The organism is Methylacidiphilum sp. Yel (genome assembly GCF_004421185.1).
In the GTDB taxonomy this organism is placed as follows: domain Bacteria; phylum Verrucomicrobiota; class Verrucomicrobiia; order Methylacidiphilales; family Methylacidiphilaceae; genus Methylacidiphilum.
The window spans coordinates 45,841-71,498 of sequence record NZ_LXQB01000078.1 but is presented as its reverse complement, the minus strand read 5'-3'; the positions used below and the strand labels follow the sequence as shown (position 1 = coordinate 71,498).

At 40.1% G+C, this 25,658-nt stretch carries 24 protein-coding genes and 1 tRNA gene; 16 read left to right on the top strand and 9 right to left on the bottom strand.

What is annotated here, in order from left to right; all coding sequences use genetic code 11:
• Positions 1-17 precede the first annotated feature (17 nt).
• Genes A7Q09_RS09830 through A7Q09_RS09820 form a run of 3 tightly spaced genes read left to right on the top strand, consistent with a single transcriptional unit; the run spans position 18 to position 2,635 of the window.
• Positions 18-1,673, top strand: a complete 1,656-nt coding sequence (locus A7Q09_RS09830) for a multicopper oxidase family protein (RefSeq protein ID WP_134391269.1) — start codon at positions 18-20, stop codon at positions 1,671-1,673.
• Positions 1,674-1,715: 42 nt separating this feature from the next.
• Positions 1,716-2,114: a hypothetical protein gene (locus tag A7Q09_RS09825; protein WP_134391268.1), complete on the top strand. Its 399-nt coding sequence runs from the start codon at positions 1,716-1,718 to the stop codon at positions 2,112-2,114.
• Positions 2,115-2,167: 53 nt separating this feature from the next.
• A complete protein-coding gene (locus A7Q09_RS09820) occupies positions 2,168-2,635 on the top strand; it encodes a DUF3347 domain-containing protein (protein ID WP_134391267.1) in 468 nt (155 codons plus the stop codon).
• Here the strand turns inward: A7Q09_RS09820 and A7Q09_RS09815 are convergent.
• The 3 genes from A7Q09_RS09815 to A7Q09_RS09805 are packed head-to-tail and all read right to left on the bottom strand — an operon-like array spanning position 2,632 to position 5,574.
• The gene (locus tag A7Q09_RS09815; RefSeq protein WP_134391266.1) at positions 2,632-3,318 is read right to left on the bottom strand and encodes a hypothetical protein; all 687 of its coding nucleotides are present in this window, start codon (positions 3,316-3,318) and stop codon (positions 2,632-2,634) included. The genes A7Q09_RS09820 and A7Q09_RS09815 overlap by 4 nt on opposite strands.
• Positions 3,315-3,836 (bottom strand): YdbL family protein, encoded by a 522-nt coding sequence (locus A7Q09_RS09810; RefSeq protein WP_009058343.1) that lies wholly within the window; start codon positions 3,834-3,836, stop codon positions 3,315-3,317. The genes A7Q09_RS09815 and A7Q09_RS09810 overlap by 4 nt, the downstream gene beginning before the upstream one ends.
• Positions 3,802-5,574, bottom strand: coding sequence for a hypothetical protein (locus A7Q09_RS09805; RefSeq protein WP_134391292.1), 1,773 nt, complete (start codon positions 5,572-5,574; stop codon positions 3,802-3,804). The genes A7Q09_RS09810 and A7Q09_RS09805 overlap by 35 nt, the downstream gene beginning before the upstream one ends.
• Positions 5,575-5,725: 151 nt before the next feature.
• On the opposite strand from A7Q09_RS09805, the gene A7Q09_RS09800 reads away from it, so the two are divergent.
• The 8 genes from A7Q09_RS09800 to A7Q09_RS09765 all read left to right on the top strand — a co-directional run bounded on the left by A7Q09_RS09800 (position 5,726) and on the right by A7Q09_RS09765 (position 16,499).
• Positions 5,726-6,286, top strand: a complete 561-nt coding sequence (locus A7Q09_RS09800; RefSeq protein ID WP_134391265.1) for a polymer-forming cytoskeletal protein — start codon at positions 5,726-5,728, stop codon at positions 6,284-6,286.
• 233 nt (positions 6,287-6,519) lie between these two features.
• Complete coding sequence (locus tag A7Q09_RS09795) at positions 6,520-7,515, top strand: aspartate-semialdehyde dehydrogenase (protein ID WP_134391264.1); 996 nt, start codon at positions 6,520-6,522, stop codon at positions 7,513-7,515.
• Positions 7,516-7,788: 273 nt separating this feature from the next.
• The gene (locus A7Q09_RS09790) at positions 7,789-9,975 is read left to right on the top strand and encodes a cation-translocating P-type ATPase (protein WP_134391263.1); all 2,187 of its coding nucleotides are present in this window, start codon (positions 7,789-7,791) and stop codon (positions 9,973-9,975) included.
• 20 nt (positions 9,976-9,995) lie between these two features.
• Positions 9,996-10,655 (top strand): phosphatase PAP2 family protein, encoded by a 660-nt coding sequence (locus tag A7Q09_RS09785; RefSeq protein ID WP_134391262.1) that lies wholly within the window; start codon positions 9,996-9,998, stop codon positions 10,653-10,655.
• A 287-nt stretch (positions 10,656-10,942) separates the two neighbouring features.
• Complete coding sequence (locus tag A7Q09_RS09780) at positions 10,943-12,166, top strand: amidohydrolase family protein (protein WP_134391261.1); 1,224 nt, start codon at positions 10,943-10,945, stop codon at positions 12,164-12,166.
• Complete coding sequence (locus A7Q09_RS09775) at positions 12,163-13,338, top strand: 8-amino-7-oxononanoate synthase (protein ID WP_134391260.1); 1,176 nt, start codon at positions 12,163-12,165, stop codon at positions 13,336-13,338. The genes A7Q09_RS09780 and A7Q09_RS09775 overlap by 4 nt, the downstream gene beginning before the upstream one ends.
• A gap of 21 nt (positions 13,339-13,359) precedes the next feature.
• Complete coding sequence (gene bioA / locus A7Q09_RS09770) at positions 13,360-14,754, top strand: adenosylmethionine--8-amino-7-oxononanoate transaminase (protein ID WP_134391259.1); 1,395 nt, start codon at positions 13,360-13,362, stop codon at positions 14,752-14,754.
• Positions 14,755-15,143: 389 nt separating this feature from the next.
• Positions 15,144-16,499, top strand: a complete 1,356-nt coding sequence (locus A7Q09_RS09765) for a putative Na+/H+ antiporter (RefSeq protein ID WP_134391258.1) — start codon at positions 15,144-15,146, stop codon at positions 16,497-16,499.
• Here the strand turns inward: A7Q09_RS09765 and A7Q09_RS09760 are convergent.
• The 6 genes from A7Q09_RS09760 to argS all read right to left on the bottom strand — a co-directional run bounded on the left by A7Q09_RS09760 (position 16,492) and on the right by argS (position 23,181).
• Entirely contained in the window at positions 16,492-17,694 is a 1,203-nt protein-coding gene (locus tag A7Q09_RS09760) for a DUF763 domain-containing protein (protein ID WP_166791981.1), read from the bottom strand. The two genes, A7Q09_RS09765 and A7Q09_RS09760, sit on opposite strands and share 8 nt — an antisense overlap.
• A gap of 18 nt (positions 17,695-17,712) precedes the next feature.
• Positions 17,713-17,784: transfer RNA gene (locus A7Q09_RS09755), tRNA-Glu, on the bottom strand.
• A gap of 86 nt (positions 17,785-17,870) precedes the next feature.
• On the bottom strand, positions 17,871-19,241 hold the full coding sequence (locus tag A7Q09_RS09750) for a hypothetical protein (protein ID WP_208526744.1): 1,371 nt from the start codon (positions 19,239-19,241) through the stop codon (positions 17,871-17,873).
• Between the two features lie 216 nt (positions 19,242-19,457).
• Entirely contained in the window at positions 19,458-20,156 is a 699-nt protein-coding gene (locus tag A7Q09_RS09745; RefSeq protein WP_134391255.1) for a response regulator transcription factor, read from the bottom strand.
• Between the two features lie 7 nt (positions 20,157-20,163).
• Positions 20,164-21,255, bottom strand: a complete 1,092-nt coding sequence (locus tag A7Q09_RS09740) for a PAS domain-containing sensor histidine kinase (RefSeq protein WP_134391254.1) — start codon at positions 21,253-21,255, stop codon at positions 20,164-20,166.
• A gap of 183 nt (positions 21,256-21,438) precedes the next feature.
• Positions 21,439-23,181, bottom strand: coding sequence for an arginine--tRNA ligase (gene argS / locus A7Q09_RS09735; protein ID WP_134391253.1), 1,743 nt, complete (start codon positions 23,179-23,181; stop codon positions 21,439-21,441).
• A gap of 142 nt (positions 23,182-23,323) precedes the next feature.
• On the opposite strand from argS, the gene rpsT reads away from it, so the two are divergent.
• From rpsT to rpsK, 5 genes are all read left to right on the top strand, one after another.
• A complete protein-coding gene (gene rpsT, locus A7Q09_RS09730) occupies positions 23,324-23,593 on the top strand; it encodes a 30S ribosomal protein S20 (protein ID WP_134391252.1) in 270 nt (89 codons plus the stop codon).
• A 71-nt stretch (positions 23,594-23,664) separates the two neighbouring features.
• Positions 23,665-24,447, top strand: coding sequence for a type I methionyl aminopeptidase (gene map / locus A7Q09_RS09725; RefSeq protein WP_134391291.1), 783 nt, complete (start codon positions 23,665-23,667; stop codon positions 24,445-24,447).
• A 78-nt stretch (positions 24,448-24,525) separates the two neighbouring features.
• Positions 24,526-24,642 carry a 50S ribosomal protein L36 gene (gene rpmJ / locus A7Q09_RS09720; RefSeq protein ID WP_039720615.1) on the top strand — a complete coding sequence of 39 codons (117 nt, stop codon included), beginning with the start codon at positions 24,526-24,528 and terminating at the stop codon, positions 24,640-24,642.
• Between the two features lie 21 nt (positions 24,643-24,663).
• The gene (gene rpsM / locus A7Q09_RS09715) at positions 24,664-25,059 is read left to right on the top strand and encodes a 30S ribosomal protein S13 (protein ID WP_009058371.1); all 396 of its coding nucleotides are present in this window, start codon (positions 24,664-24,666) and stop codon (positions 25,057-25,059) included.
• A gap of 52 nt (positions 25,060-25,111) precedes the next feature.
• Complete coding sequence (gene rpsK / locus A7Q09_RS09710) at positions 25,112-25,654, top strand: 30S ribosomal protein S11 (protein ID WP_347877503.1); 543 nt, start codon at positions 25,112-25,114, stop codon at positions 25,652-25,654.
• Positions 25,655-25,658: the final 4 nt, after the last annotated feature.

The following is a 25,658-nucleotide window of genomic DNA, read 5'->3' as shown; positions in this document are numbered from 1 at the left end:
TAATAATCGAGTAAAATATGAATGGATTTTTTAAGTTTATAGATTTACAGACAACCAAAGGCAAAACCAAGTTGTCTTATTTTGTTGTGTTGATTTTAGTTGCGCTGATTGGGGGAGGACTATTTTTTTGGTTTAAAGGAGCTAAGCCAAAATACGATTTTTCCGTCGATCCGGATCAATATCCATTTGTGAAGGAAACGCAGTATGTGCATCTAAAAAATGGGGATACCTATTCGATAACTGCCCAAAAGCTTCGGACTAAAATAGGCAATGCAGAAATTAAGATGCTTGGGTACAATGGGTCGGTTCCTGGACCTTTTATTTATGTTAATCAAGGGGATGAGATTACCCTGGAGTTTAAAAATCTAACGGGTCTGCCTTCTACTATTCATCATCATGGTGTGCGGGTTGATAACCGTTATGACGGAGTTCCTGATGTAACCCAACCGGTTGTACCCAACGGCAAAAGTTTTACCTATAAGCTTAAATTTGATGATCCGGGGGTGTATTGGTACCATCCCCATTATAGAGACGATTATGCGCAAGAGCTTGGATTGTATGGCAATTATATTGTCATTCCTAAAGATCCAACCTATTGGGGGCCAGTCAACAGAGAAATGCCACTGATATTAACTGATATTCTAATTAAAGATGGCAAACTACCTGAATATTTTCAGGATTATTCCAATTTTGTTTTTATGGGTCGCTATGGGAATACCTTTCTCATTAATGGACAGGTTCAACCTACTATTGATGTGCAAAAAGGCGAGGTGATCCGTTTCTACCTAACAAACACCTCCAGTGTGAGGCCTTTCCGGCTATTTATTCCTGGATTAAAGATCAAACTGGTGGGAGGCGATAACGGGAGAGTCGAAAGGGAACAATTTGTTGATGCTGTTATTATTGCTCCTTCAGAAAGACAAATTGTAGAGGTGTTCTTTCCTTCAACGGGCGAATTCATCTTAACCCATCATGCAGTGGATCCTCTTGTTGGCCCACGCACTTACCAGCTAGCGAAGTTTCGAGTAGGCGAACAACCCGTAGCGGTCTCCTATGAAAAAGAATTCCAACAACTGAGGGAAAACAAAGAAGTTATTCAGGAGATTGAGCCGTTGGTAGCTAAGTATAAATCAGCCAGGCCAGAGAGGACAATTCGACTGTCGGTGGCGGTTTCCAAAAAAGAAGCTTCGAGATTTTCTGAACCAGGAAGCTCCACGCCAACCCAATCCGCAGCTTTCCCTGGTCTTATTACCATGCTGGCAAAAACAGGGGCGAAAGTGGAATGGGAAGATCATATGTATTTGCAAAACAAGATGTCGACTTCCAAAGAAATTACCTGGCAGATCACCGATCTTGGCACTATGAAAACTAATGGGGCTATTATGGATTGGAATTACAAAAAGGGGGATTATGTCAAGATACGGATTATTAACGACATCCATTCGCTCCATCCAATGCAACACCCAATGCATTTTCATGGGAATAGATTTCTTGTGCTTGCTGTCAACGATGTGGAAGAAACTAATCATGTCTGGAAAGACACTTTTATGGTAGGCGCTGGGGATGTGGTTGATATCCTTTTAGAAATGTCTAATCCAGGCAAATGGATGTTACATTGCCATATTCTTGAACATTTGCATAGCGGTATGATGGCAATGTATTCTGTGGAATAACAATTAGTTTGCTTTTGTTTTTTATAAGGAGAAAAATCGTTTATGCTTAGGAATATTTGTTCTAAGAGTTTTGGCTTTTTTTTCTTTTTTCTTTTAATTGGAGCGTTGTCTGTTTTTCCTCTTTATGCGCAACATGATCAGCATGAAAAACATAAGAAAATGGAGATGGAGCAACGATCCGAAGAGGAACATGAAGGGCACAAAATGGAAGGAATGAATCATGGCATGATGGGAGCAATGGGTCATGGTATGATGGGGGGAAAAGGGGGAATGGCTTGTTGTGGGAGTTCAGAGGACTTTGATCAACTGCTCAAAGAAGTTGAAGGAACAAAAAACCCCAAAGCAACGGCAAGAAAGCTGAGAATGAAAGCTGATTTGATGAAGGCAGTTGCAGAAGTGCTCGAAAAATATGCAAAAGAACTTGAATCTCCTAATCCCTGAGTTTTAATTAGCCAATAGTCAATAGTTTGGGCGATTGATATAATGATAAATTTATGAAAAAATGGATTCCCCTCTCTCTTTTTCTGTTAGTCCTGTGTTTTGGAATTACGTATCGATTATCTGCTCAAGGGGTTCTGCCTGCTTTGGATGCAGCTTTACAGCAATATTTCAAAATAGGGAAATCACTTTCCGACGACTCTTTGAAAGGAATACCAGAAGCCGCAAAATCTTTGAAGGACATTGTTCAGAAAAATACTCCTTCCCTTTTTCCTGAAGGGCTTTTAGCTAAAGTGGATACTCTAATTGGAGCCAAAGATCTTGATTCGGCAAGACTGGCATTTAAAGATATTAGTGATGTGTTGATTGGAGTATTAAGATCAAAACAAATCAAAACTGGCAAATATTTTGTTCTTACCTGTCCAATGGCTCAAGCTAGTTGGATTCAACCGGATAAAGAGGTAAAAAACCCTTACTATGGTTCAGCGATGCTTCTTTGTGGGGATGTGACAGAGGAATTTTAGTGTTTTTTAGCCTCTTTTTTTTGTTGAACGGCCGTTTGAGTAAAAATTTCAGGGGTGGTTTGTGACATTTCAAACCTTATGACAGATAAAGATAAGGAAATCCTATCATACGGATTGAGCCGTATTTGAGGGGGGATGGAAAAAGGTTGTAAACTGCTAAAAAGATAGTGGATTTTATTTTTTTTAGAAATGAAAACGAGGATTAAGGTTTCATTATTCTTGGGGGATTTTTCAGCAAAAAGCAGATAGCTTTTATCCAGAGTGTCTGTTCTTCCAACAAAAGCATGGATGGCATCTCGACGAAATTTCTTTTCGATAGTTTTTCTTTGCTCTTCGTTTAAAGAATCCAAGAATGGTTTTAAGCCGTTGGTTGGATCAGGTAACTCTTCACTAAACTCAACGTCTGCTCTATTGGAGGGGGAGCTTTTTTTAGCTGGCTGTTGTCCATAAACTTGGGTCTTTGAAGGATTCTGTCCTGTCGAGTTTTCCTGAGGAGAGGAGGAATGGTATTGTATGGGGTTTAGAGGTGTTTGCGGTTGAGGATTGGAAGGAAGTGGATAGTCATATGGAGAATCGGAGGAGGAAGCAGCTTGAGAAAAAAAGGGTTGTTGAGCAAAGCTGAAAGATAAACTAGTTAAGCTAAAGAGAAAAAAGAAAAAAACCCTGCTTTTCTTTTGTCTCATTTCTGAATCCATTTCCCATTATCTTGTTGAATATACTCTCCAGGGAAACTCATTTCTTGCCATTTTTTGGCGTATTCTTTTTCAATTTCTTCCAAGGGTTTGGCCTGAATCTTAGCTTGTGTTAAGTAGAGTTGTGTTCTGTCCTCATTTTCTTCAGCCACTACTTTTTTAGCCCAATTTCTGTAATTTTCCTCTTTGGGAGGATTGATTATTTCTAAGTAGCCCTCTCGGTTTTCTCCGATGACACGGGCATTTTTTAGACTTTGCACCTCTCCAGACCGTAGCCTTCTTCGATCGGCAATCATGGGATCAAGTCGGATCCGGGTGGGGGATTCTTTTTCAGTAATGACAACGCCCATATTCACATTAATCTTGACAGGTTCTGGAGTGGTCACTTTGACAGTTGGTGTGCAGCCGAAGAGCCAAAAAAAGAGAAAGAACAACCTTTCTTTTTTTATTAATGTTTTTAAAAAAAATAGGCAATTAATGTTCGAAAGAAATTGTTTTTTCACTCGCATTTAATAAATTTTGTCCGATCGGGGGGCCTAATTTTGGGTCCTGTGTCCAGTGGAGAGAAAAATTCCTCTTCCCTTGAGGACCATAGAGTCCCATAAGTAGATCACTATCTGGATAATTATAAGTTAATTTAATAAAACCATTTTTATATCGATAATTTCGAAGCGAATTAATAAGAAATGCAAAAAATTGGCTAGAAGTACCCTTCCAGGATGGAGGAATATTCTTAAGAAGAATATCTACATCTTTTATATCCAAATATCCTGGGGCAGAGAGTAGAAAAAAACCTTCAACCTTTTCGATGTAGGATCCATAGGCCTTCATTCGCATTCTTCCATCGATGTTCCCTCTGAATACAACATCTTTTTTTCCCATACAAAGCTTTTCTATTAAAGGACTTAATTTGCCTCCAGAAATCGTCATCCATCCATCCCATGGAAATCCGTTTTCATAGCCTACTTGGAATCCACCATGGGTATATCCATCAAAAAGAGAAAAACCATAAAACCCATAGATTCCTTCCTTTTGGAACGTTACGGAAATCCATCCATTGGTTGCCTTAAAACCTTTCCAGTTTAATTCATTAAATCGTATGGAGTGGACAAGGTTATTAGCTGTATTACTTTCTGGGGGCAAATTGAAAGCTATTTCTCCACCCGTTACTTCCATGGAAAGCCCATACTGAGGATAATCTATTCTTCCAGGGATAATGCGAAGCACATTCTTAAGGCTCACTTCCTTCCAATTATTCAAAGGAAAATTCTGAGCAGTTGTTTCAAAGATGAAAGGAAGCTCAAAACTAGGTTCTCCAAAAGCAGTCACAGTGAGATTCCCATACTTTAAGTGCAGCTTTTTTATATACCAATCTTCTAGAGTATCGAGTTTATTTGTTTTTATTTTCACTTGACGTTGCAATTCACGGAATTGGTCTACATACCAGAAAAGATCGGGACCAATGAATATAGTAGGCCGAAATACGGTGAGTTCTTCTACCCGATGATGAACAAGACCAGTCCAGGAAAATTTGACTCTTATTGATTCAATAGAGATAATTTTACTAAGCGGATCATAGGGAGACAATAAGACAATGTCGCTACCTTGAGCTTGTTCTAAAATTTCGTTATTAGCAGCAATTCCCAAAAGATGGACGTGGGATAGAACAAAAGGACTACCCTTGGAACCCAAAAGCAATGGAATGGGGGGTAATTGAGGATGGATTCTATCAATATTGAGAATGGCGTTTTTTATCTCCAGCTTCTCAACAATAGGGTCGAAGTGGATTTTAAAAAGCAAAAAATCCAATGTTGGCGGTAAGGGAGGCTGGAAGGGTTCGCTACTGCCTATTTTATCCTCCAAAAATTTTATAAATTCACTTGTCCAGATTTCTGGGGAATCCACCACCAGTTTTTTTATTACCAGTTGACTACACAACTCCATCCAATCCCATTCGATCTGAGCCTCTTTTATTTTTGCCATTTCTCCGATTTCTATTTTCTCTAATTTTAGACTATGTGGCGTCACCCATTTGACCTCTTCTGCTTGCAGAGGAAGATGATAATGGTGTGCTATGCTCAGGAGGATGGACTTAGGATTATGGTAGAGATAATAGGCAATTGCCAGTAACAAGCAGATCAGTAGCGAGGTAAATAGGAGGATATTGAAGATCAGTTCTAGAAAGAGTCTTTGGTTGGGAGAGGGAGTTTTTTGATGGTTGTTTGCAACGGCTCCTATACCTAGCATTTTCAAAAAATCCTTTTTGTCTTTGGCTTATCATTTTATGTTGTGTAATAAAAGAAAAAGAAAATTTTGCTTTCTTTTTTTCATAAATTCCAAGCCTTGCGTATTGCAATCAATTAAGGTAAAAGGGAAGAAAGAAAAGAGGAGTACAAAAGTGAATTTTACTCAGTTAGATAAAGACGAATCCAAAAAACCTATGGATGAATCCTCAAAGGTAACTATACTAGATCAACACAGCGAATTTCAAGGATCCGTAGGTTTTAGCGGTGAATTACAACTTAATGGCAAACTCGAAGGGGATATCCATTCAGAGGATGGGGTATTGCTTATAGGCCCTAATGCAATTGTAAAAGCGGAAATAAAAGCAAAAATAATTATTGTCAGAGGACAAGTAGAAGGGAACCTTTTTGCAAAAGAAAGGCTAGAACTGCTCAATACTTCCAAAGTATTTGGCGACATTAAAACTACCTCTCTATTGATCGAGCCAGGAGCAATCTTTGTGGGCAAGTCAGAAAGCCTTCTTATGGATCGCATTGAGAAACCGAATTTTTCTTCATTTTTTAAGATTCTATCGGCTTCAAAAAATGAACAGACGGCCAAAAAGGCTTCGGTGGTTCAACAAGAAACCTCCTCTCAGAAACCTTCTCCAGTAACTAAGCCCTCCGAACAGAAGCCATCGGTCCAATCAGAAAGTAGACCGCTCTCTGGAAAATAATTTCTGAGTCATAAACTTTGGTATTTTATTGAAAAGCTTAAAGGCTATGGGAGCAAATCGGTCTGTTCGTTTCTTTTATTAAAAAAATTGAGAAAATGAAGAAACCAGTATTGTATTATGGATAAAGGATCTTACTATTGGAGTTGGTACTTATTCTCCAGCAAAAATCAGAAGACTAACCTTCTAGATTTTTTTCTACCGTCAACCAAAAGGGAGGAGGAATCATAGAGGCTATGGGATTAAAAATTGGAATTGTTGGGGCGACAGGGGCTGTTGGTGTAGAAGCTATCAAGCTTTTGGAAGAGAGCAAACTGCCAATATCTGAACTTCGCCTATTCGCTTCTTCCAGATCAGTCGGTAAAAAAATTGGGTTTTTAGGAGAAGAGCTTCAAATTGCAGAGTTATCTTCTTGTGCTTTCAAAGGGCTTGATTTTGTAATTTTTAGTGCAGGCAGTTCTGTTTCACAACAGTTTGCTCCAAATGCCAAAGAAAGCGGGGCGATTGTTATCGACAATTCCTCTTTTTTTAGACTCCAACCCGATGTTCCTTTGGTTGTTCCAGAAGTTAATAAAGAAGACCTAAAAAGTCACAAAGGAATTATTGCCAATCCGAACTGTACGGCGGCCATACTCTCTGTTGCTTTGTGGCCAATTCACAAGGTGGCGACGATTGAGCGAGCGATTGTCTCCACTTACCAAGCGGTCAGCGGAGCTGGTGCCAAAGCCATTTTGGAATTGGAGACTCAGCTCCGTCATTTTGTCTATGGAAAGCCCATTGTTCCCAAAGTTTTTCCAGAGCAAATCGCTTTTAATGTTTTTTCTCATAACAGTCCGGTTGCCGAAAACGGGTATAATGGAGAAGAAAATAAGGTTATGCAAGAAATTCGGAAAATTTTCCATTACCCAAATCTTAAAATCTGTGCTACTTGCATCCGAGTTCCTGTTTTTAGAGCGCATTCTGAGTCAGTGGTAATTGAGACTGCCAAGAAACTCGATGCTCAGCAAACAAGAAATATCCTTTTTAAGGCTCCCGGAGTTTTAGTCGTCGATGATCCTCAGAATGGATATTTTCCTACCCCAATTAAAGCTTCTGGAAAAAAAGAAGTATTAGTAGGAAGAATTAGAGAAGACCTGTCCCATCCTCATGGGATTGCCTTCTTCTTAAGTGGAGACCAACTGCTGAAAGGAGCAGCGTGGAATGCTGTTCAAATTCTTCAGGCTCTTCTTTAGGGGCTGTGCCTTGTTTTGCCTCTGTTTCTTAAACAAATGGCCTTTGCCCAGTTGGGTGGGGCTAAAAGCCAACTTCGCCTCTTGCTTACAATTGTTACCAAAAAAGCAGAGCCGCAAATGACTGCTGTCATGCTATGGGCTTTTGTTGATTTTCGATAGTTTTTGACCTCCTTTATTCCGACAAGCTCTCTTTATGATCAGATTTAGTAGGTTTTTGGGAAATCAAAAGGAAATTTTTTAGGAACAGTTAAGCCTTCTGCATATATTTTTTGAATGAAAATAAAGTTACGAATTGAAGGGATGACATGTAGTAATTGTGTGAGGCATGTTCGAAACGCCCTCACACAAGTTCCCAAGGTAGTATCGGCTCATGTGGATCTCGAAACATCTCGAGCGGTGGTAAATGCTGAAGAAGGCTGTCAGCCTGCACAGCTTATGGAGGCGGTTAAGAGTGCTGGCTATGAGGCAAAGTTGATGGAAGAAGAAGAGGAAGAGGAGGCTTCCAAGCGTTGGACCCGATCTCTTTTTCTAGGTGTGTTTCTGACAACTCTCCTTTATATAAGCCAATTTACCGTACGATCCCCTCCTTTCTGGTTAGGGAACTTCCTCTTTAGCCTTTCGGTACCCTCTTCGTGGATGACGACGTTGTATGTGCATTGGAATTTCTTCTTTGGACTTTATCTATTTTTGCTGGCTTTACCTGTTCAAATAATCAGTGGCTCTTCCTTTTATCTAGGAGCCTATCGTCAGATTCGTAGTGGCAGATTGGACATGGACACCCTTGTCTCTTTAGGCAGTTCTTCAGCTTTTCTTTTAAGCACTTTGGGTCTCCTCTTTCCTGGAATTATAGAACATTACTACTTTGATGAAGCGGCAGCCATTATCACTCTGGTGAGTGCTGGACATTGGCTGGAGGCAAGGGTCTCAAGTAAAGCCAACAGGACTCTTAAGAAGCTTTTGGAGCTGGCCCCTCCTTATGCAAATCTTTTGTTGGACAATAACGTAGAAAAAAAAGTACCTGTCGAGACCCTTTCTGTCGGTCAAAGAGTAGTTTTGAAACCGGGTGAACGGATTCCGGTGGATGGAGAGGTAATTGATGGAGAAGGACTTGTAGATGAAAGCATGCTAACAGGAGAAAGTAGACCAGTTGATAAGGCTCCAGGTAAAAAAGTATTAGCGGGAACCCTTAACCTTAATGCTCGACTGGTGATTCGCGTGAGTTCTTCGGGAGAAAAAACGGTGCTTGCCCATATTGCTGAAGTTGTTTTGAAAGCTCAGGAAAGTCGGGCTTCCATCCAGAATTTTGTGGACAAGATAAGTAGTGTTTTTGTGATTGTGGTTATCGCTATAGCCATTATGACAGCTTTGGGATGGGGGATGTCAGCAAAGGTCAAGTGGGAAACGGCACTAATTAGAGCGGCCTCTGTTCTTGTAGTAGCCTGTCCATGCGCTATGGGCTTGGCGACACCTGCGGCAATTATGGTGGCATCAAATCGACTGGCTTCTTTAGGAGTATTGATCAGGGACGGATCTGCCCTTGAAAAATGCGGAAAAATTAAAGATGTTATTTTCGACAAAACTGGAACTTTAACGGAACCTGTATTAAGTATAGGCAATCCAACTTATTTCGTTCAAGATCCTTCCTTTGCAGATGCACTTGCTTATTCTCTTTGCGAATCAAGTCTCCATCCAATAAGCCGTGCGCTGGCAGAAAAGTGTAAAAGTTCTCAACCTGTTCCTTTGAAGCAGTGGCAAGAAAAGCCAGGAGCGGGCATCCAAGCGATTTATGAAGATCGAGTAGTAAGGTTGGGTTCTGTTTCATGGCTAAAAAGCCTAGGTGTCAGTGGTTGGGATCAACAAATGAATAGCTCTATCGGAATTGGATTATCTATGGAGGAGAAACTGTTGGCTTTTTATCCTGTGTATGCCCCTATTAAACCTCATGCTAAAACGGTCATTGCAAAACTCTTAGCTAGAGGCTATACCGTATACATCCTTTCTGGAGATAAAAAGGAAATTGCCATGAAATTTGGAATAGAAATAGGTATTCCCCCTGAAAACATAATCGCTGAAGTCCGTCCTGAAGAGAAAGCCGCTGTCGTTAAGAGGTTTCAGGAAAAGGGTAAATCGATTGCTTTTATTGGAGATGGGATAAATGACGCTCCAGCTCTAGCTCAAGCAGATCTAGGAATTGCCGTTTTGAATGCTAGTGATATTGCTAAGGAATCCGCTGATATTGTGTTGCTGAATGCGGATATAGAAATTATTCCAGTTCTCTTAGAAATTAGTGATAAAACCCTTAAAACGATAAAAGAAAATCTTTTTTGGGCTTTCTTGTATAATACCCTAGCTATTCCTCTTGCGGTGATGGGAAAAATGTCTCCTTCGGTTTGCGCGGCCGCTATGGGATTATCGGATCTGTTTGTTATTGGGAATGCTTTGAGGCTTTATAAACGATAAACTTTTCTCTCTCTTGGTCGATGTCGCTGGATCTTTTTGTCTTTTATTGGATCAATGGAGCGCATACGCCATGGCTGGATAAGTTGATGCCTTTTATTTCTGATTTGGGGAATTTTCGTTTGCCTTTATGGGTATTAGGAATTTTCATCCTTTATTTTGGTAAATTTAGAGAACGGTTGTTTGTTATTTTAGTGCTTTTTTCTGTTCTCGTTGGTGATCGGCTAATCGTTGATACAATCAAAGAAGTGGTCCAAAGACCAAGACCTTTTCAGGTCCTTCCCAATGTTAGAGTTGTGGAAAAATCAAATCAAATATACTATTCAAATCCTTCGAGGACAGGACAGCGGGCCAAGGGAAGATCTTTTCCTTCTGGACATGCAGCCAATAATACAGCTGCTGCGGTCATGGCTACAGCCGTTTATGGGTTACCGGCTATTTGGTTCTGGTTATGGGTTTTCATGGTAAGCTACTCAAGAATATACATGGGAGTGCATTATCCTTCAGATATTTGTGCTGGTTGGATAATCTCCATAATTTATTCCTACACATTCCTTTATTGCTTGCATTGGCTTTGGAAGAAATACGCTCCATTATGTTTTCCAAAACTCTATTCCCAATATCCTACTTTGCCCCTTAACCTTCCTTTCATTAAAAAGGAAGGGAAAAAAGAGCTTTCTTAAACATGTTCTTTTATTTTCTTTGAAGCTCAGGCGGCTCTGGTTGACTAACAATCCTCTTAGTTCCCCAGGGATTTTTCTTTTCTTCTTTTTAGCTTTCTATGAGCCTATCAGATAGGCCTTCTATAAGCTAAAGGAATATAATTTTATAAGACTCCACCCTTTTTGAGAGGAGCTATTTGGAGGAAAAAATATAAGGGAAAAGCCTTTTTATCTTTGGGTGAATGAGGAGTCTGACTTATACAATTTTGCCTTTATTTTTATTTTCCTTCAAATAGAATTCAAACTGAATGTTTCTTCTCAAAGCTTCCCATGTTGTATGTAAACCGGGGTTGATATTATCCCCTGGAGCAATTCGAATCAGAGGAAATAAAATCGTCGAGGTGGCGACTTCTTTGGAAGCACTGGAAGGAGAAAAAGTCCTTGAGGTAGGCAATTCCATAATTTTTCCTGGGTTTATCAATTCTCACTGTCATTTAGAATACACGCTATTGAAGGGGAAATTGTCAGCTTCCAAAGGATATTTTGTGGATTGGCTGCAGACTCTTATTCGATTTAAAAAGACATTCTCGGCAATTGATTATCTCAAAGCCCATCGCATGGGTATCGATTTGCTTTTGAAATCAGCCACTACCTGTGTACTTGATATCGTATCCATACCTGAAATTTTCCTTTTTGAATCCTCTTATCCATTACGGGTCTTTAGTTTTCTTGAGCTTATCGATGTCAACTGCTCTTATTGGACGGATGAAAAATTAGCTGGCTCTCTTCTTTTTTTTACCAACCAATCTTCTTCGACAGCTATTGGACTCTCTCCGCATGCTCCCTATACGGCAAGCCCTGAATTATACGAGTTATCAAAGAGGTGGTGTCTTCAAAAAAATGGATTATTAATGACTCATGTGGCAGAATCCTATGAAGAATATGAGATGTTCACGCAAAAAAAAGGAGGGTTGTTTGATTTTATTTCTCGAATAGAGCAAAGGAGTGCAAGGTTTAAAACATCCACGCCACTTCGTTTTCTTGCTGAAAATGAGCTGTTGACTAAAAATGCCTTTTTAGTCCATCTTAATTATCTAGACGAGACTGATTGGGATTGGTTTAAAAAAAATTCTTGGAATGTTGTTTATTGTCCTAAATCGCATGCTTTTTTTGGTCATGATCCTTTTCCTTTAAGGCAGCTTTTATCTAGAGGAGTCAATGTCGTTTTGGGGACAGATAGCCTGGCCTCCAACGACTCTTTGGATATGAGAAAAGAAATACAGAAGGCTCGACAAGCATTCCCAGAAATATCCATTGGAGATTGGTGGAAGATGGTTACAGTTAATCCTGCTAAGGCTTTGGGACTGCAAGGCAAACTTGGAGAAATTGCTGTCGGTGCCTATGCGGATCTGGCGGTTATCCCTTTTAATTCTTCTTCTTCTGATCCATTGGAAGCTCTCCTTTATGAGCAAAAAGAGCCTTCGGTTGTTATTATCAATGGAAAGGTTGTTCATTCTACAGAAGCTTTATGATTGTTGAAGGCGAAAAAAACTTCGTTCAGAAGTTTGCAAAAGGGCTTGATGAGCTTAAAAATAAAAATCTATTCCGTAGACTAAAGGATTTGCGGCCGATAGAAGGGATGCGGGCTGAATACGAAGCAAAACTGATCATAAATTTTTCCTCAAACGATTATCTTGGGCTTTCCCGACATCCACTTGTCAAGGAGAAGGCGCAGCAGGCGATCCAGGAATATGGAGCCAGTTGTTCGGCTTCTCGGTTGCTGTCAGGAAACAATCCCCTTTTTTCTCCTCTTGAAAAAGCATTAGCGCAATGGAAAGGGAAAGAAAAGACCTTGATTTTCCCCACAGGATATAGTGCAGCTATTGGGACTATACCAGCTCTAGTGGGCAAATCAGATTTGATTTTAATGGATAAGCTCTGCCATGCTTCATTATGGGATGGAGCCAGATTAAGTCAGGCTACAATCAGGGTCTTTGGGCATAATGATATCCAAAACTTAAAACAGCTCTTGGATAGATATGCGACAAGCTACGAAAAGATATTGATTATTAGCGAATCTATTTTTTCTATGGATGGGGATGTAGCCCCACTGGCAGAGATTGTTGAACTCAAAGAGAGATATGAAGGGTTGCTTTTATTAGATGATGCCCATGCTGAAGGCATAGTAGGAGAAGAGGGCAATGGTCTGGCCAGTTGCCTGAAGCTAATGGATAAGGTAGATGTCTTAATGGGAACTTTTTCTAAAGCGTTAGGATCTCAGGGAGGCTATATTGCCTCGACAGCTCTGCTAATAGATTGGGTAATCAACAAAGGCAGATCGTTTATCTTTTCCACTGCTCTTAGTCCTTCATCCATTGCAGCGGCTTGCTCTGCCCTCAATATCATTAAATCAGAGAGTGGCATAGAGCTAAGAAAGAAACTACAAGACAACCTTGCTTATTTTATGGAAGAAAGCCCCAATAGCCGTCTTTTCTTTTCTCCCATTATTCCCATTCTAATTGGAGAGGAGGCTAAAGCCATCCAAGTATCCCAAGAGCTAGAAAAAAAGGGGATTTATCTTCCTCCTATTCGTTATCCCACTGTGCCTAAAGGGACAGCAAGATTAAGGATCACGCTGACAGCACTCCATTCTACCGAACAAATCGACTATTTGAAGGGCGCTCTGAAAAAATGTTTGGTATAATAAAATCTTCTATAAGCTCTTATGTCTGAAGTTCATTCGATTATTGCGGCGGATAAACAATTCCTTTGGCATCCGTTTACTCCCTATAATAAATGGTTCGATCCGCCGTATGAACCTCTTGTTATAGAGAAAGCTCAAGGGTGTTATCTTTTTGATAGGAAGAAAAATAGGTTTTGGGATGGCAATTCCTCAATTTGGACTACCACCCATGGGCATCGTCATCCGCGTATTATTAAAGCGATATTAGCGTGTCTAGAAAAAATCGATCATGTTTCCTTTTTAGGAAATACGCATCCGTGGGCGGTTAATCTAGGACAAAAACTTTCTTTGCTTATTTCTCAAGGTAGCGCAAACAAGTACAGGGTTTTTTTTTCTGATAATGGTTCTACCGCTGTAGAAACAGCAATTAAAATAGCTTGGCAGGCTTTAAAGCAAAGAAAGGAAAAGGAAAGGACTTTATTTCTTTGTTTAGAAGGCAGTTATCATGGAGATACAGTTGGTGCGATGAGTGTTTCTTCTATCCCATTTCAGAGCCGGTTTAAAGAGTTGCTTTTTGATTCGGAAAGCCTGCCTGCCCCATCCTGTTTCCACTGCCGGTGGAATAAGGCTAAAAGCTGTAGGGGAATCGATGCAAGAGAATCGAAAATTTGTTCCTGGGAATGCCTTGATGCACTGAAAAAGGCAATCGAAAAAAATAAAAAGAGACTGGCAGCGCTGATCATAGAGCCCAAAATTCAAGGAGCATCGGGAATGTGGATGCATCCAGAAGGGTATTTAAAAGAAGCTTTTAAGGTAACTAAGGAAGCTGGAGCTTTTTTTATTGTCGATGAAGTTTTTAGTGGCATGGGAAGGACAGGCCAATTGATTGCATCCCACAAAGAAGATGTATATGCCGACTTTATCTGTTTGGCTAAAGGGTTGTCGGGAGGTACATTGCCCATAGCCGCAACCCTTATCAAAGAAGAGATCTTTGATGACTTCAAAGGGGGCTATGAGGAGGCTTTTCTTCATGGACATAGTTATACGGCTAATCCGCTAGCTTGTGCTTCGGCTTTGGAAAATTTAACAATTTTCGAGCAAGAAAACACACTCGAGTGGATAAAGACTCTTTCTAGACAATTAAAATCTTCTTCTACTATTTTTTGGCAGCATCCTTTAGTGGGAGATGTGAGGGTAGAAGGAGCCGTGTTAGCAGTAGAAATCCTCAAAGATAAAAATAAAAACAGGCTTACCGATTCTAATCTTGATATAGGATGGGCAGTCAGCGAAAAGGCAAAAGACTATGGTCTTGTCACTCGAGCTATCAAGAATGTTCTTATTCTTGTGCCGCCCTATTGTTCGTCCTTGGAGGACATAGAAGGTATGGTATGGGCCTTATATAAAGCTCTCAATGATATCCTACCTGTGGACAAATAAAAGAATGTTTGTCCTTCTATTGGATTAGTCTTAAATCCACAATTAAATAAGAGGATTCAATCAGTTTGATTGAAGACTGCTCAAATATCTTCTCGACTATCCAAGAGGAAGAGATTAATTAACATAGGGATAAGTAGCAAAAAAGTTTTGGGCCTGTCAGACGTTGCATAAACCTGGCTCCTCGGCAAAGCTGAATGTCCGCTTGCTACCTGTTTAGACAGGTATAAGGGGGAGCTGAGGCAGTCGAATTAATCTGATAGTCACTATGGGACTGCTGCAATAATAATCTGTTGGATAGGGCAACAAGCACTTGCTGCTTTTTTGGGCCTGTTTCTGGTTGGAGCACTTCCCATTGAAAAAATTGGGGATAATTTTTTTTATTTTTAAGTATGGTTTTAGATCCTTTTGATTATTTAGCGACAGGATTTTTTTTCCTAGCCGTTTTTCATACGTTGGTTTCTCCTGTACTATTTGGCAAAGGAGAAGCGTTGATCGATTATGCATGGCAGAGAAGCGGTGGAAAAATGACTAGGAGCCATTGGCTCTATTTCTTTGGGGTTCTCGTCCGCTATCTAGGAGAGGTAGAAATCATCTTTGGATTATGGCTTTTGCCGCTTTTAATGGTGTCTTTGTATCGATTTGGTTGGAACGCAACCCTTGAAAAGTTAAAATTGAAAACGGAATATACAGAAGCTTTATTTGTTGCCGTTTTAATGATTATTTCTTCGGCTCAACCAATTCTCTATATATCGCAAAGGCTTATAGGCTGTTTTGCTCGAATAACAAAAGACAGCGTAACATGTTGGTGGTTTTTGATATTAACACTCGGCCCGATTTTCGGGTCTTTCATAACGGAAGCTTCGGCCATAACGATCAGTGCACTGTTGCTAGCAGAAAAGTTTTTCTGTTTAAACCCCAAACAGTCTTTAGCTTATGGGACGATAGGACTCCTTTTTTTCAATGTTTCAATTGGAGGGGCTCTTACGAATTATGCAGCTCCACCGGTTGTTCTGGTTTCTCAAAAATGGCAATGGGATAGCTTCTATATGCTTATTCATTTTGGATTTGTCTTTGTCTGTGGCATAGTCCTTGCCAATCTCTTGTACTATTTTGTATTCCAAGAAGAATTTAAAAGGTTAGAAAAAGAAAGATTGAGCCTTTTGGCTGAAACTGGGCAAGCTGAATCTCTGCGAGAAAAAATTCCTCTTTGGATAGTCATTGGCAATATTGGGTTCCTTGTTTCTACGGTCATTATAAAAGACTATTTTTTACTTTTATTTGGAATTCTCGTTTTTTTTCTGTCTTTTGTGGACGCCACGAAATCTTATCAAGGAGAAATTCCTCTGCAAAAAGCTTTTTTAGTAGGATTCTTTTTGGCCTCTCTTGAAGTCTTTGGAAATCTTCAATCTTGGTGGATCAATCGACTATTAAGCCATCTGTCTTTTTTGCCTCTCTATGTAGTTTCTGTTATGCTGAGTTCTTTTAATGATAATGCCCTTATATCCTACTTAGCTACATTAATTGTTCCGGAATTAGACGAAATGAAAAAAAGAGCTATTATTGGGGGTGCTTTATCCGGTGGTGGCTTAACGATTATAGCAAATGCTCCTAACTTAGTGGGACTGTCCCTTCTTAGAAAGTTTTTTCCAGATGGGATTGCTTCAACTAAGCTTTTTATAATGGCATTAGTCCCAACGATATTGGTAGCTATTCTTTTTATTTTCAAAGAATGGATCTTTAAGTAGAGAGGGAGGATTGGGCAATACGAGCAAGTCTTTTTAAGGCATCTTTTTTTTCTATATATCCTAATTTAGCTTTTCTTATAGTCTCTTCTAGAATCCCAATGTTCCGGTCATAAGAAACTCGATCAATAGGATAGGGGATCCCATCTTTGCCTCCATGAGCAAACGCATAATCGGCCCAACGCCGACCATTGACCTGCTTTGGAAAGTCTTCAATTGGATCCTTTCTGCAGATCGGGACACCAAACATTAGCTCGGCTACAAGGGCAAGACTCCGAATTGTAGCCGGACCAACCTGCGGGGTTTCAAGAAGCGATTGGAAGTCTTTTGGGTCTCTTTCGTAAGCTGAAATGATGGCTTTATGAAGCGTTTTAAGGTTTATTAAACGAATATCGGTGCTGCTAATGGTGTGTTGGGCTGGAGCAAAAAGGGTGGGCCCACAAAGAATTTCGGAAATTAAATTTAAGGTTTTTTGAGGTTTTTCTCTAGCCAATTCGCTACAAATTTGTCTTGATTGCTCGGCTTCCCCAGCAATCATATTGAGAAGGATGCTTTTTTCGGGAGTTTGCCTCTTTTTGTTGGTTTCCGATTCAAAAATGAGTCCCTCATTTTCTTTAGATAAATCATCAATTGCTGCATGCGGGTTACAGACAAAGTTTTTAGTGCTTTCTCCTAACCAATGATATCGGCGTGCGTAGCGAGTAGTTTCGTTCATTCCTTGTTGGATGACACACCAGGAACCAGAAGCGGTGAAAAAAAAACAGTGATGATAAAGAGCAAATCCATCTTGAAGGGCTGCAGAATCTACTTTTGCGACAAGTCTAGAGGTGCGGATAAGACTTTCTGCAGCATTAATTGCTAAGCGATCAGCAATTCTAGCGATTTCCTCTGGGGTCTTCCTTGATTCTCCGCCTTTGCCTCCAGCTACGAAGATGCCAATATCCCCATATCTCTTTTGTGCTTCCTTTAAGGCACCACAGCAGACCGTAGTCAGTCCCGAAGAATGCCAATCAAAACCTAGAACACATCCAAACGCTTGAAACCACCAAGGATCAGAAAGCCTTCTGAGCATTTCATCAGGGCCATACTCTTCGACAATCAACTGGGTCATCGCCCCGGCTAGTCGTACCATCCTTTCAAAAAGATAACTAGGGGCTTTTCCGTAGTGTAAAGGAAGATAGGCCGTTTTTCTTTTCATGAAAAGCAGCACCAAAAGCGACCCCAACGGGATTCGAACCCGTGCTGCCACCGTGAAAGGGTGGAGTGCTGACCACTACACCATGGGGTCATCCAGTTATAGATTTAGCAAAGCAGACATGACATAGTGGTGCAAGAAAAATAAAGAAGCTACTTGGATCATAAAAAAAATCAAGCTTAAAACAACAAAGCTATTCCAAGAAGGATCAAGGCAGAACTGAAAGTGGCAAGTTTAGAACGGATATTAGGACCAAAATAGTTAACGAATATTTCAGCTCCATTGGTGTCATTGTCCAAGATTTTCGTTTCCGAAGCGAAAAAGACACTAAATCGATAGAGGTAAATAAAGAGGAAAAGGATGGTAAAGGAAATCGCTACAAGCATAAAAACAACAAAAGGAGATAGGGGAAAGGGGTTAGGATTCCATCCTGAAGGAATATGGATTTCAAAAGATCCTTCAGTATGGAAAGCTCTGGCATCTGTTGTCTTAGTCAAGATCTTTATCTGCCAATTTCCTGGATGAGAAAAATTTTTTGCTGAAAAGTAATAAGCCCCTTCCTTTTCCTTTTTCAAGGAAGGAGCAATGACATGAAACGGACTGGAACTATCATTGAGGATAAGAACAAGGCTTTGTGTAGAAGACAGAGAATTCTTTTTCGAACTAGAAAGTTGTAGTTTGAAAGGAGTAGGGGAAAAGGGATGGAAAGAGAAGGAAAAGATACCGGTTTTACCGGCAAAACGCTCTTGGAAAGGCAGTAGGGCAGAAGAAAAAAGAGAAGTGCCTCGAAAAGCTATCAATAGCAGAAGAATCCAGCAAGTCCAGCATTCTAAAACATAGCTAGGAAGAGAAAAGGAGGTTATTTTTATGCCTGACAATGGGAGTTTTCTAAAGGAAAACTGGAAATGATTTGGTCCTAAAGATCTCATGAGGATTCCAGTGAATCGTGGCTCTGCCAAAAGTTGATGATAGATGCGATAGAAAAGCAAAAGAATACAAAGGATGCAAAACCATGGAGTAATAAGGAAAAAAGGACTGGTTGTATAGAGAGAGCTTTCAAAGGAGAGCCAAAGCAGGCTCAAAAAAAATAACGCCATAGGAATATCCAGAAGGCTACCTAGCCTGGCAAGGGAAAAACTCAACGCCTTTCTGATACTTTGTCCTTCCACAAGGGGGACAACATTAAAAAGAAAAATCAGAGAACTACCAGAAAGTATTTCTAAAGAAATTATTTCCAGACAGGTGAGAAAACCGAAAGTGGAGAAAGATTTCACTCCTTTAAGATATAAAATTTCACTGATGAGTAGTACAACCCCACTGGCCAATCCCATGAATGGGGGAAGACTCGATTGGTTAGCATGTAGGAGTCTGTGCAAGAAAAAGGATATAATGCAATAGAAAATCCCTAGTCCAATTAAGGGAAAAGGATTAACATTCAGCTTAAATGCATAACCTGCGGAAAGACAAGCAAAAGAAAAAAATAACAGAAAGTAGAGCTTTTTTCTTAGTGGCTGGTAGTTTCTCTGAGAACTAGGTTGGAGAATCTTCAAAATTTTTGGGACAAGAAGAAAAAAATTTATAAATATTCCCCAACACAAAGAGAAACCCAGAAGGATTAAAAAGAAACTAAAAGACTCTAAAGCTGGGGAATCAAAAAGAGAGGGAGTAATACTGGGGTGTAGGAGGTAAGAGGAATTCATGCAGAAAAAGTTTTAGGCACAAAAGCAATCATTTGGTTTCTTAAAAAAAATACCTGCAAAAAACAGTTAAAAATTTGTTTGCCCAGAAGAAATATTTGATTGATGCCATGAGATGGCATAATGAACAAGCTCAGTGCCACTCTGTAATTTTAATTTTTGTTTAATACTAGCTCTATAAGCCTCGACAGTTTTGATACTTAAATGCAGCTGTTCGGCAATCTGTCTGGAGCTGAGTCCTTTGCCGATCAATTGAAAGACTTCCAGTTCCCTGTCGCTCAATTTTCCTAAAGGGCTAGCCTTGAAAGGTGAGCTTTTTTTCCCTGTGAAGCCTTCTAGGATCCGAGAAGAAATTTCATCACTAACAAAAATGTTGCCCTCCAGAATCCTGTTTATAGCTTGTAGCAGTTTTTCACCCCCTTCCGATTTCATTAAGTAGCCTCTAGCACCAGCTCTTAACAGCCTTTCAGCAAACAGTGATTCTTCATGCATGGAGAGCACAAGGATCGGAATTTCAGGGTAAATAGCATGAATGTCTTTTACAAGCTCCAGACCGCTTTTGCCTGGTAAGGAAATATCAACTAGAACAATATCTGGTTTTAACTTTTCGACAAGTTCAAAGCCTTTTTGCGCATTTTCAGCCATTCCGCACACCCAGAGGGATGGATCTGTTCCAATAATATACGCTAAACCCTCTCGGAGCACGGCGTGATCGTCAACGATGAGCACCCCTCTTTTTTTCGTTTCGGTAGATCGTTCCTTCATCATATTGTTCTTAACCATTGGTTTTAGTATTTTGGGCAGAAGGTAAACTGCAAATGATTTTTGTCCCTTTTCCAGGAAGAGAATCGATACTCAAATTAGCACCGATCATTCCCGCACGATAGAGCATCGACCTGAAACCTAACCCTTTATTTATCCCATCTTTTATTTTCATCCCAATGCCATTGTCTTCCACTTGAAGAAAAATCGTTCCGGATGTTTCTCCAAAAGTGATATCAATGTGCGAGGCCCCTGAGTGTTTAATCACGTTATTAACAGCTTCTTGGGCGATTCGATAAAGCTGGATAGCAAAAGAAGGGTTGGGGATAACAGGTTCTCCAATCAAATGAAACTGACAGGTGATAGGCGTGTTTTTACCCGTATTTTGAGCCAAATCCATTAAGGAAGCAATCAGATCTGAAGTAGACATCGCCAGTGGCGCAAGTCCCTTGGCTATATCCCGAGCTGAAGTTGCTGCTTCTCTAGCTAATTTGGCGATTTCAGAGGCTAGCTCATGACCGACGGCTGCCTTTTCTCGAAGTTCTTGGGATAAAAACTGAGCTTTAAACTCAATACCAATCAATAACTGGCAGAGACTATCATGAATGTCTTGGCCTATTCTTTGTCTTTCGTGTTCGCTAGCTTCTAAGGCTGCTTTTTCTAGCGCTTTTCTTTCTCTAATATCCCTTACAAGAACGCTTAGAACTTTTCCTTCCTTTAAGAAGACTTCGCTCACCGAGATCTCCATGAAAAAGGTTGTTTTGTCTTTCTTTTGACCTAAGAGTTCATATTGGTAGATAGGTTTTTTTTTCTTTTTAGCTAAAAATATTCGGATCCATTTCTGGCGATAGGGAGGGGCAAGGAGTTCGACGAAGGGTTTGCGAAAAAGTTCCATTCTATAATAGCCGAAAAGCTCTTCAGCGGCCTTATTGGACAGCTTAATGTTCCCTTCACTATCTAGAACAAGTAACCCTTCAGCAATATTGTGGATAACATTAAAAATCCATTGAGCGATACTACAGTAAGAAGGTTCTACTTCTCCTTGAAGACATTGAGAAATAGTAAAAGTACATCTTTTCTCTTCATCGAGCCATCCGTTATCCATCGTAATAGAGACAATATTTTCGTTTCTAAATAATAACCTTATACAATATAGGCAATAATTGTATGAATATAAAATGATTATTCCAAAAAAAAAATTATAGAGATTGATTTTTCTCTGGAGTTCCACTCTTTTTTTGCTCCTCCTTCTTTTTTTACTGGCAAGCTTGTCTCTCTCTTCTACCTCCTACATTTCTTTCAAAGGCTCGATGCCCAGAAGCTCTAGTCCTAAAGAAAGGGTGCGTTGGGTAAAGTCGCAAAAGGCTAGACGTAGCTGCTTTGAGGATTCGGTCGATGCACCTAAGACAGGGCATTGTTCATAGAATTTGTGAAAGACTTTTGCAAGGTTATAAAGATAGTTACAAAGATGGTGCGGGCTATTTTCTTTGGCTGCAAGGAATAAGGAATATTTGAAGCTTAACACCGCTTTCATCAGTTCTATTTCTTGAGGGTGGAGGGTATCGGTTTCGAATTTTAGAGAGGTAAAGCCCAGGGAAGAACCATAACCGGAGGAAGCAGCTTTTCTCAAAATAGAGCAAATTCGCACATGAGCGTTGAGCAGATAAGGTGCGGTATTCCCTTCAAGAGAAAGGAGTTTTTCCCAGCTAAAGATATAATCGAGGATTCTATTTTGAGAAAGATCGGCGTATTTCAGAGCCCCTATCCCAACAGCATTGGCTATCTCTTTTTTTCTATCCTCAGACAAATCCTTTCTTTTTTCATCTATGATCTGATAGGCTCGATTGACCGCTTCCTCTAAAAGCTCCCTTAGCTTTATTGAGGTCCCTTCCCTAGTTTTGAGAGGTTTTTTGTCTTCTCCAAGGATCGATCCAAAAGAAACGTGTTCGAGCTGGATATCGATGCCAAGTAGTCGAGCAAGGGCAAAAAGTTGCTGGAAGTGCAGTTTTTGTCTTGAGTCAGTGACATAGATGATCCGCTGAGCTTGCCAGTTGCTCAAACGGAAAAGAAGGGTAGCAATATCCGTTGTGGCATAAAGATAAGCACCATCAGTCTTTTGGATGATCATGGGCTTGTCAGCTAATGCTGGGAAGTCTTTGTTGAAAAACACACAAACGGCCCCTTCGCTGTATCGAGCAATCCCTTTTTGAAGAAGTTCTTCGACAACCCCTGGAAGCATGGGATTATACACGCTTTCTCCAAGGGAATAATCGAATTTTACATTAAGCTTTTGATAAATTTTGTCTAATTCCTTTAGCGAAGCATGAACAAAGACATCCCAAAGTTTTAAGTTTTCGCTGTCACCAGATTGTAATTTTTGTAATTCTCTTTTTGCTTCTTCCTTAATCCTTTCAGATTCCTTTGCTTCTTTTTGGATTCTCACATATAGTCCTTCCAGATACTCCAAGGGTTTTTCGGCTAGAGCAAGCCGATTGCCGTATTTTTTGTATCCTAAAAGCACCATTCCAAACTGTGTTCCCCAATCTCCAAGATGATTGTCCGCAATGACACGGTGGCCTAAAAAAAGATTAAGTCTTCTTAAGACATCTCCAAGGATCGTGCTGCGAAGATGGCCTACATGTAATTCTTTTGCAATGTTTGGGCTTGAAAAATCTATTACGATTGTCTGTGGCTCTTTAGTCTGCTCAATGCCAAGTCGAGGGTCGGAACGGATCGCAAGGAAAGCATTGAGGTAAGCTTTTGGTTTTACTCTAAAATTAATGAATCCATTGCCTCCGACTTCAGGATAAAAAGTTACGGAGTTTTCTCCAATGATCCTCGCGAACTCTTCGGCTAATTTTCTTGGATTTTCTTTGAGTTGACCGGCCATTAGAAAGGCGATATTGGTTTGGTAATCTCCAAATGAAGGATTGGAACAGGGTTCGACTAGTGGAATATAGTCGGTTTGACCAAACTTTTCAGAAAGGGTCTCTTTAAGTTTTTCAAAAATCCAATCTTGAGGAATTTTCATGGTTCTTTTTTACTGAGCTCTTACAATTCTTTTTTATCCAATGTTTGGATGATCCAAAAGAAGATAGTTAGGAAGAGAAGTTTTTAAAATTATTTTTCTTTTACTTGACATTGCATCAAATGTTCTGAAATTACTTTTTCCTATGCCCAATACAAAATCGGCTGAAAAGAACCAACGGAAAAGCCAAAGAAAGCGCATTTTTAATCTAAGAGCGAAGAAAGAATTAAAAGAGCAGTTAAAACAACTCAAGGCATTGATTGATGCCAAAAAAAAAGAAGAAGCTCTGTCTTTTTTCCCTACCATTCAATCCTTACTGGATCGATTGGTTAAAAGAAAGAAGCTTGTGGCGAATACTGCTAATCGAAAGAAGAAACGATTATTGAAAAAAATTGAGAAAATTAGTTCTGTTTGAATCGCTAACTCTTCTATGTTTATATTATATTTAATTTGATTTTTCTAATTTTTTCACCTTTTACTGTTCCCGTGATACCCATTAAAAGAGGCAAAGAAATTGAAGCGATGCGGCGTAGCTGCAGAGTCGTCACAGAAATAATAGAAAAAATAAGGCCTATTCTTGCTCCAGGGATCACTACGGAGGAAGTGGATAAGTATGCGGCCCATCTTATTGAATCCTATGGAGCAAAGAGTGCGTTTTTAGGTTATAGAGGCTTTCCTGGAAATATCTGTATATCAATCAATGAAGAAGTGGTCCATGGAATTGGAGGAAAGCGAAAAATCCAGTACGGAGATCTTGTAAAGTTAGATGTAGGTATTATTCTCGATGGGTGGATAGGGGACACAGCAAAGACTTATCCTGTAGGAACGGTTGATGTAGAGGATTTACGGTTAATTGAAGTGACCAACAAAGCTCTTATGCTTGGCATTGCTCAGGCACAGGAAGGTAATAGAATTGGGGATATTTCCTCGGCAATTGAAAGGTATGTTCTTGAGCAAGGGTATCAAGTAGTTAAGGAGTTTGTGGGCCATGGGGTAGGCCGAAAACTCCATGAACAACCCCACGTTCCGAATTTTGGAAAACCAGGTCAAGGACCGAAGTTAAAAGCAGGAATGACCATAGCCATCGAACCAATGGTGAACAGAGGATCTGGAAAAGTGCTCATGATGCCAGATGGTTGGACCGCTGTTACTGAAGATGGGCAAAGATCGGCACATTTTGAGCATACCGTTTTGATTACCAAGAAGGGTCCAGAAATTTTGACTTTAACCGAAGATAATGTAGAGTTAGTGTATCATACGGCTTTTTAGGATAAAAAAATCTTGATTTTTTTTCTTTTTTGAATATTGAAAAACCTTCTGCTTTTTTAATTAACACTAGGAGAAGCAATGAAAGTAAGAGCTTCAGTAAAAAGACGGACAGCCAATTGTCAAGTCGTTCGAAGAAAAGGAAGAATCTATATTATAAACAAAAAGAATCCTCGCTTGAAACAAAGACAGGGTTAATTGTTAATCAGAAAGGATAGAATGGCTCGAATTTTGGGTGTAGAAATTCCAGGTAACAAACCTTTGATTGCGGCATTGCCTGTTATCTATGGCATTGGCAGATCGAGGGCAAAGCTCATTTGTGAACAGGCTGAACTCAATCCTCAGATGCGAGCGAAGGACCTGACAAACCAACAGATTAATCGGATTATCCAGGTAATCGAAGAAAATGGTTTTGTCATTGAAGGGGATTTAAGACGAGAGGTTCAGCAAAATATAAAGAGATTGCAGTCCATCCGTTGTTATAGAGGATTAAGGCATATTCGTGGGCTTCCTGTCAGAGGACAGAGAACCTCTACGAATGCGAGGACAAGAAAAGGACCTAGAAAAACCATCGGTGTGGTAAGAAGAAAAGAGGCTAAGAAGGGCAAGGTTTAAGGGAGTTCTGTTTTAATGGAGAGTTAGTGATGGAGTAGAAAGGGAGGATACAATGGCAGATGGGAATCAAGAAAAAAAACCGAAAGTAAAAAAGGAGGAAGGCAATTTGCCGATGGCGTCAACTACAGAGTTGGCAGGAAAAGCTCAGAGTATAAAAAAGAAAGAAAACCAGGGGGAAGATTTATTGTCGACGCCATTGGAACAGGAGCAAGAAAAGATAAAGATACCTAAAGTTCGCGCTAGCAAGGCGATTTATAATGGAATAGTGAACATTTTGGCGACCTTTAATAATACTATTGTGACGATCACCGATATGAGTGGGAAAACGGTGGCGTGGTCCAGTGCAGGCAAGTGTGGTTTTCGTGGGACTAAAAAATCTACCGCCTATGTGGCACAGCTGGTTGCACAGGATGCTGCTAGACAAGCTATGGGACATGGAATGAGAGAGGTCATTGTAAAAGTCAAAGGGCCTGGAACCGGAAGAGAATCGGCGATCAGGGCCTTGCAAGCGGTAGGATTGGAAGTTACCTCAATCTTAGATGTGACTCCAATACCTCATAATGGGTGTCGACCAAAGAAGCCGCGTCGCGTCTAAGTGA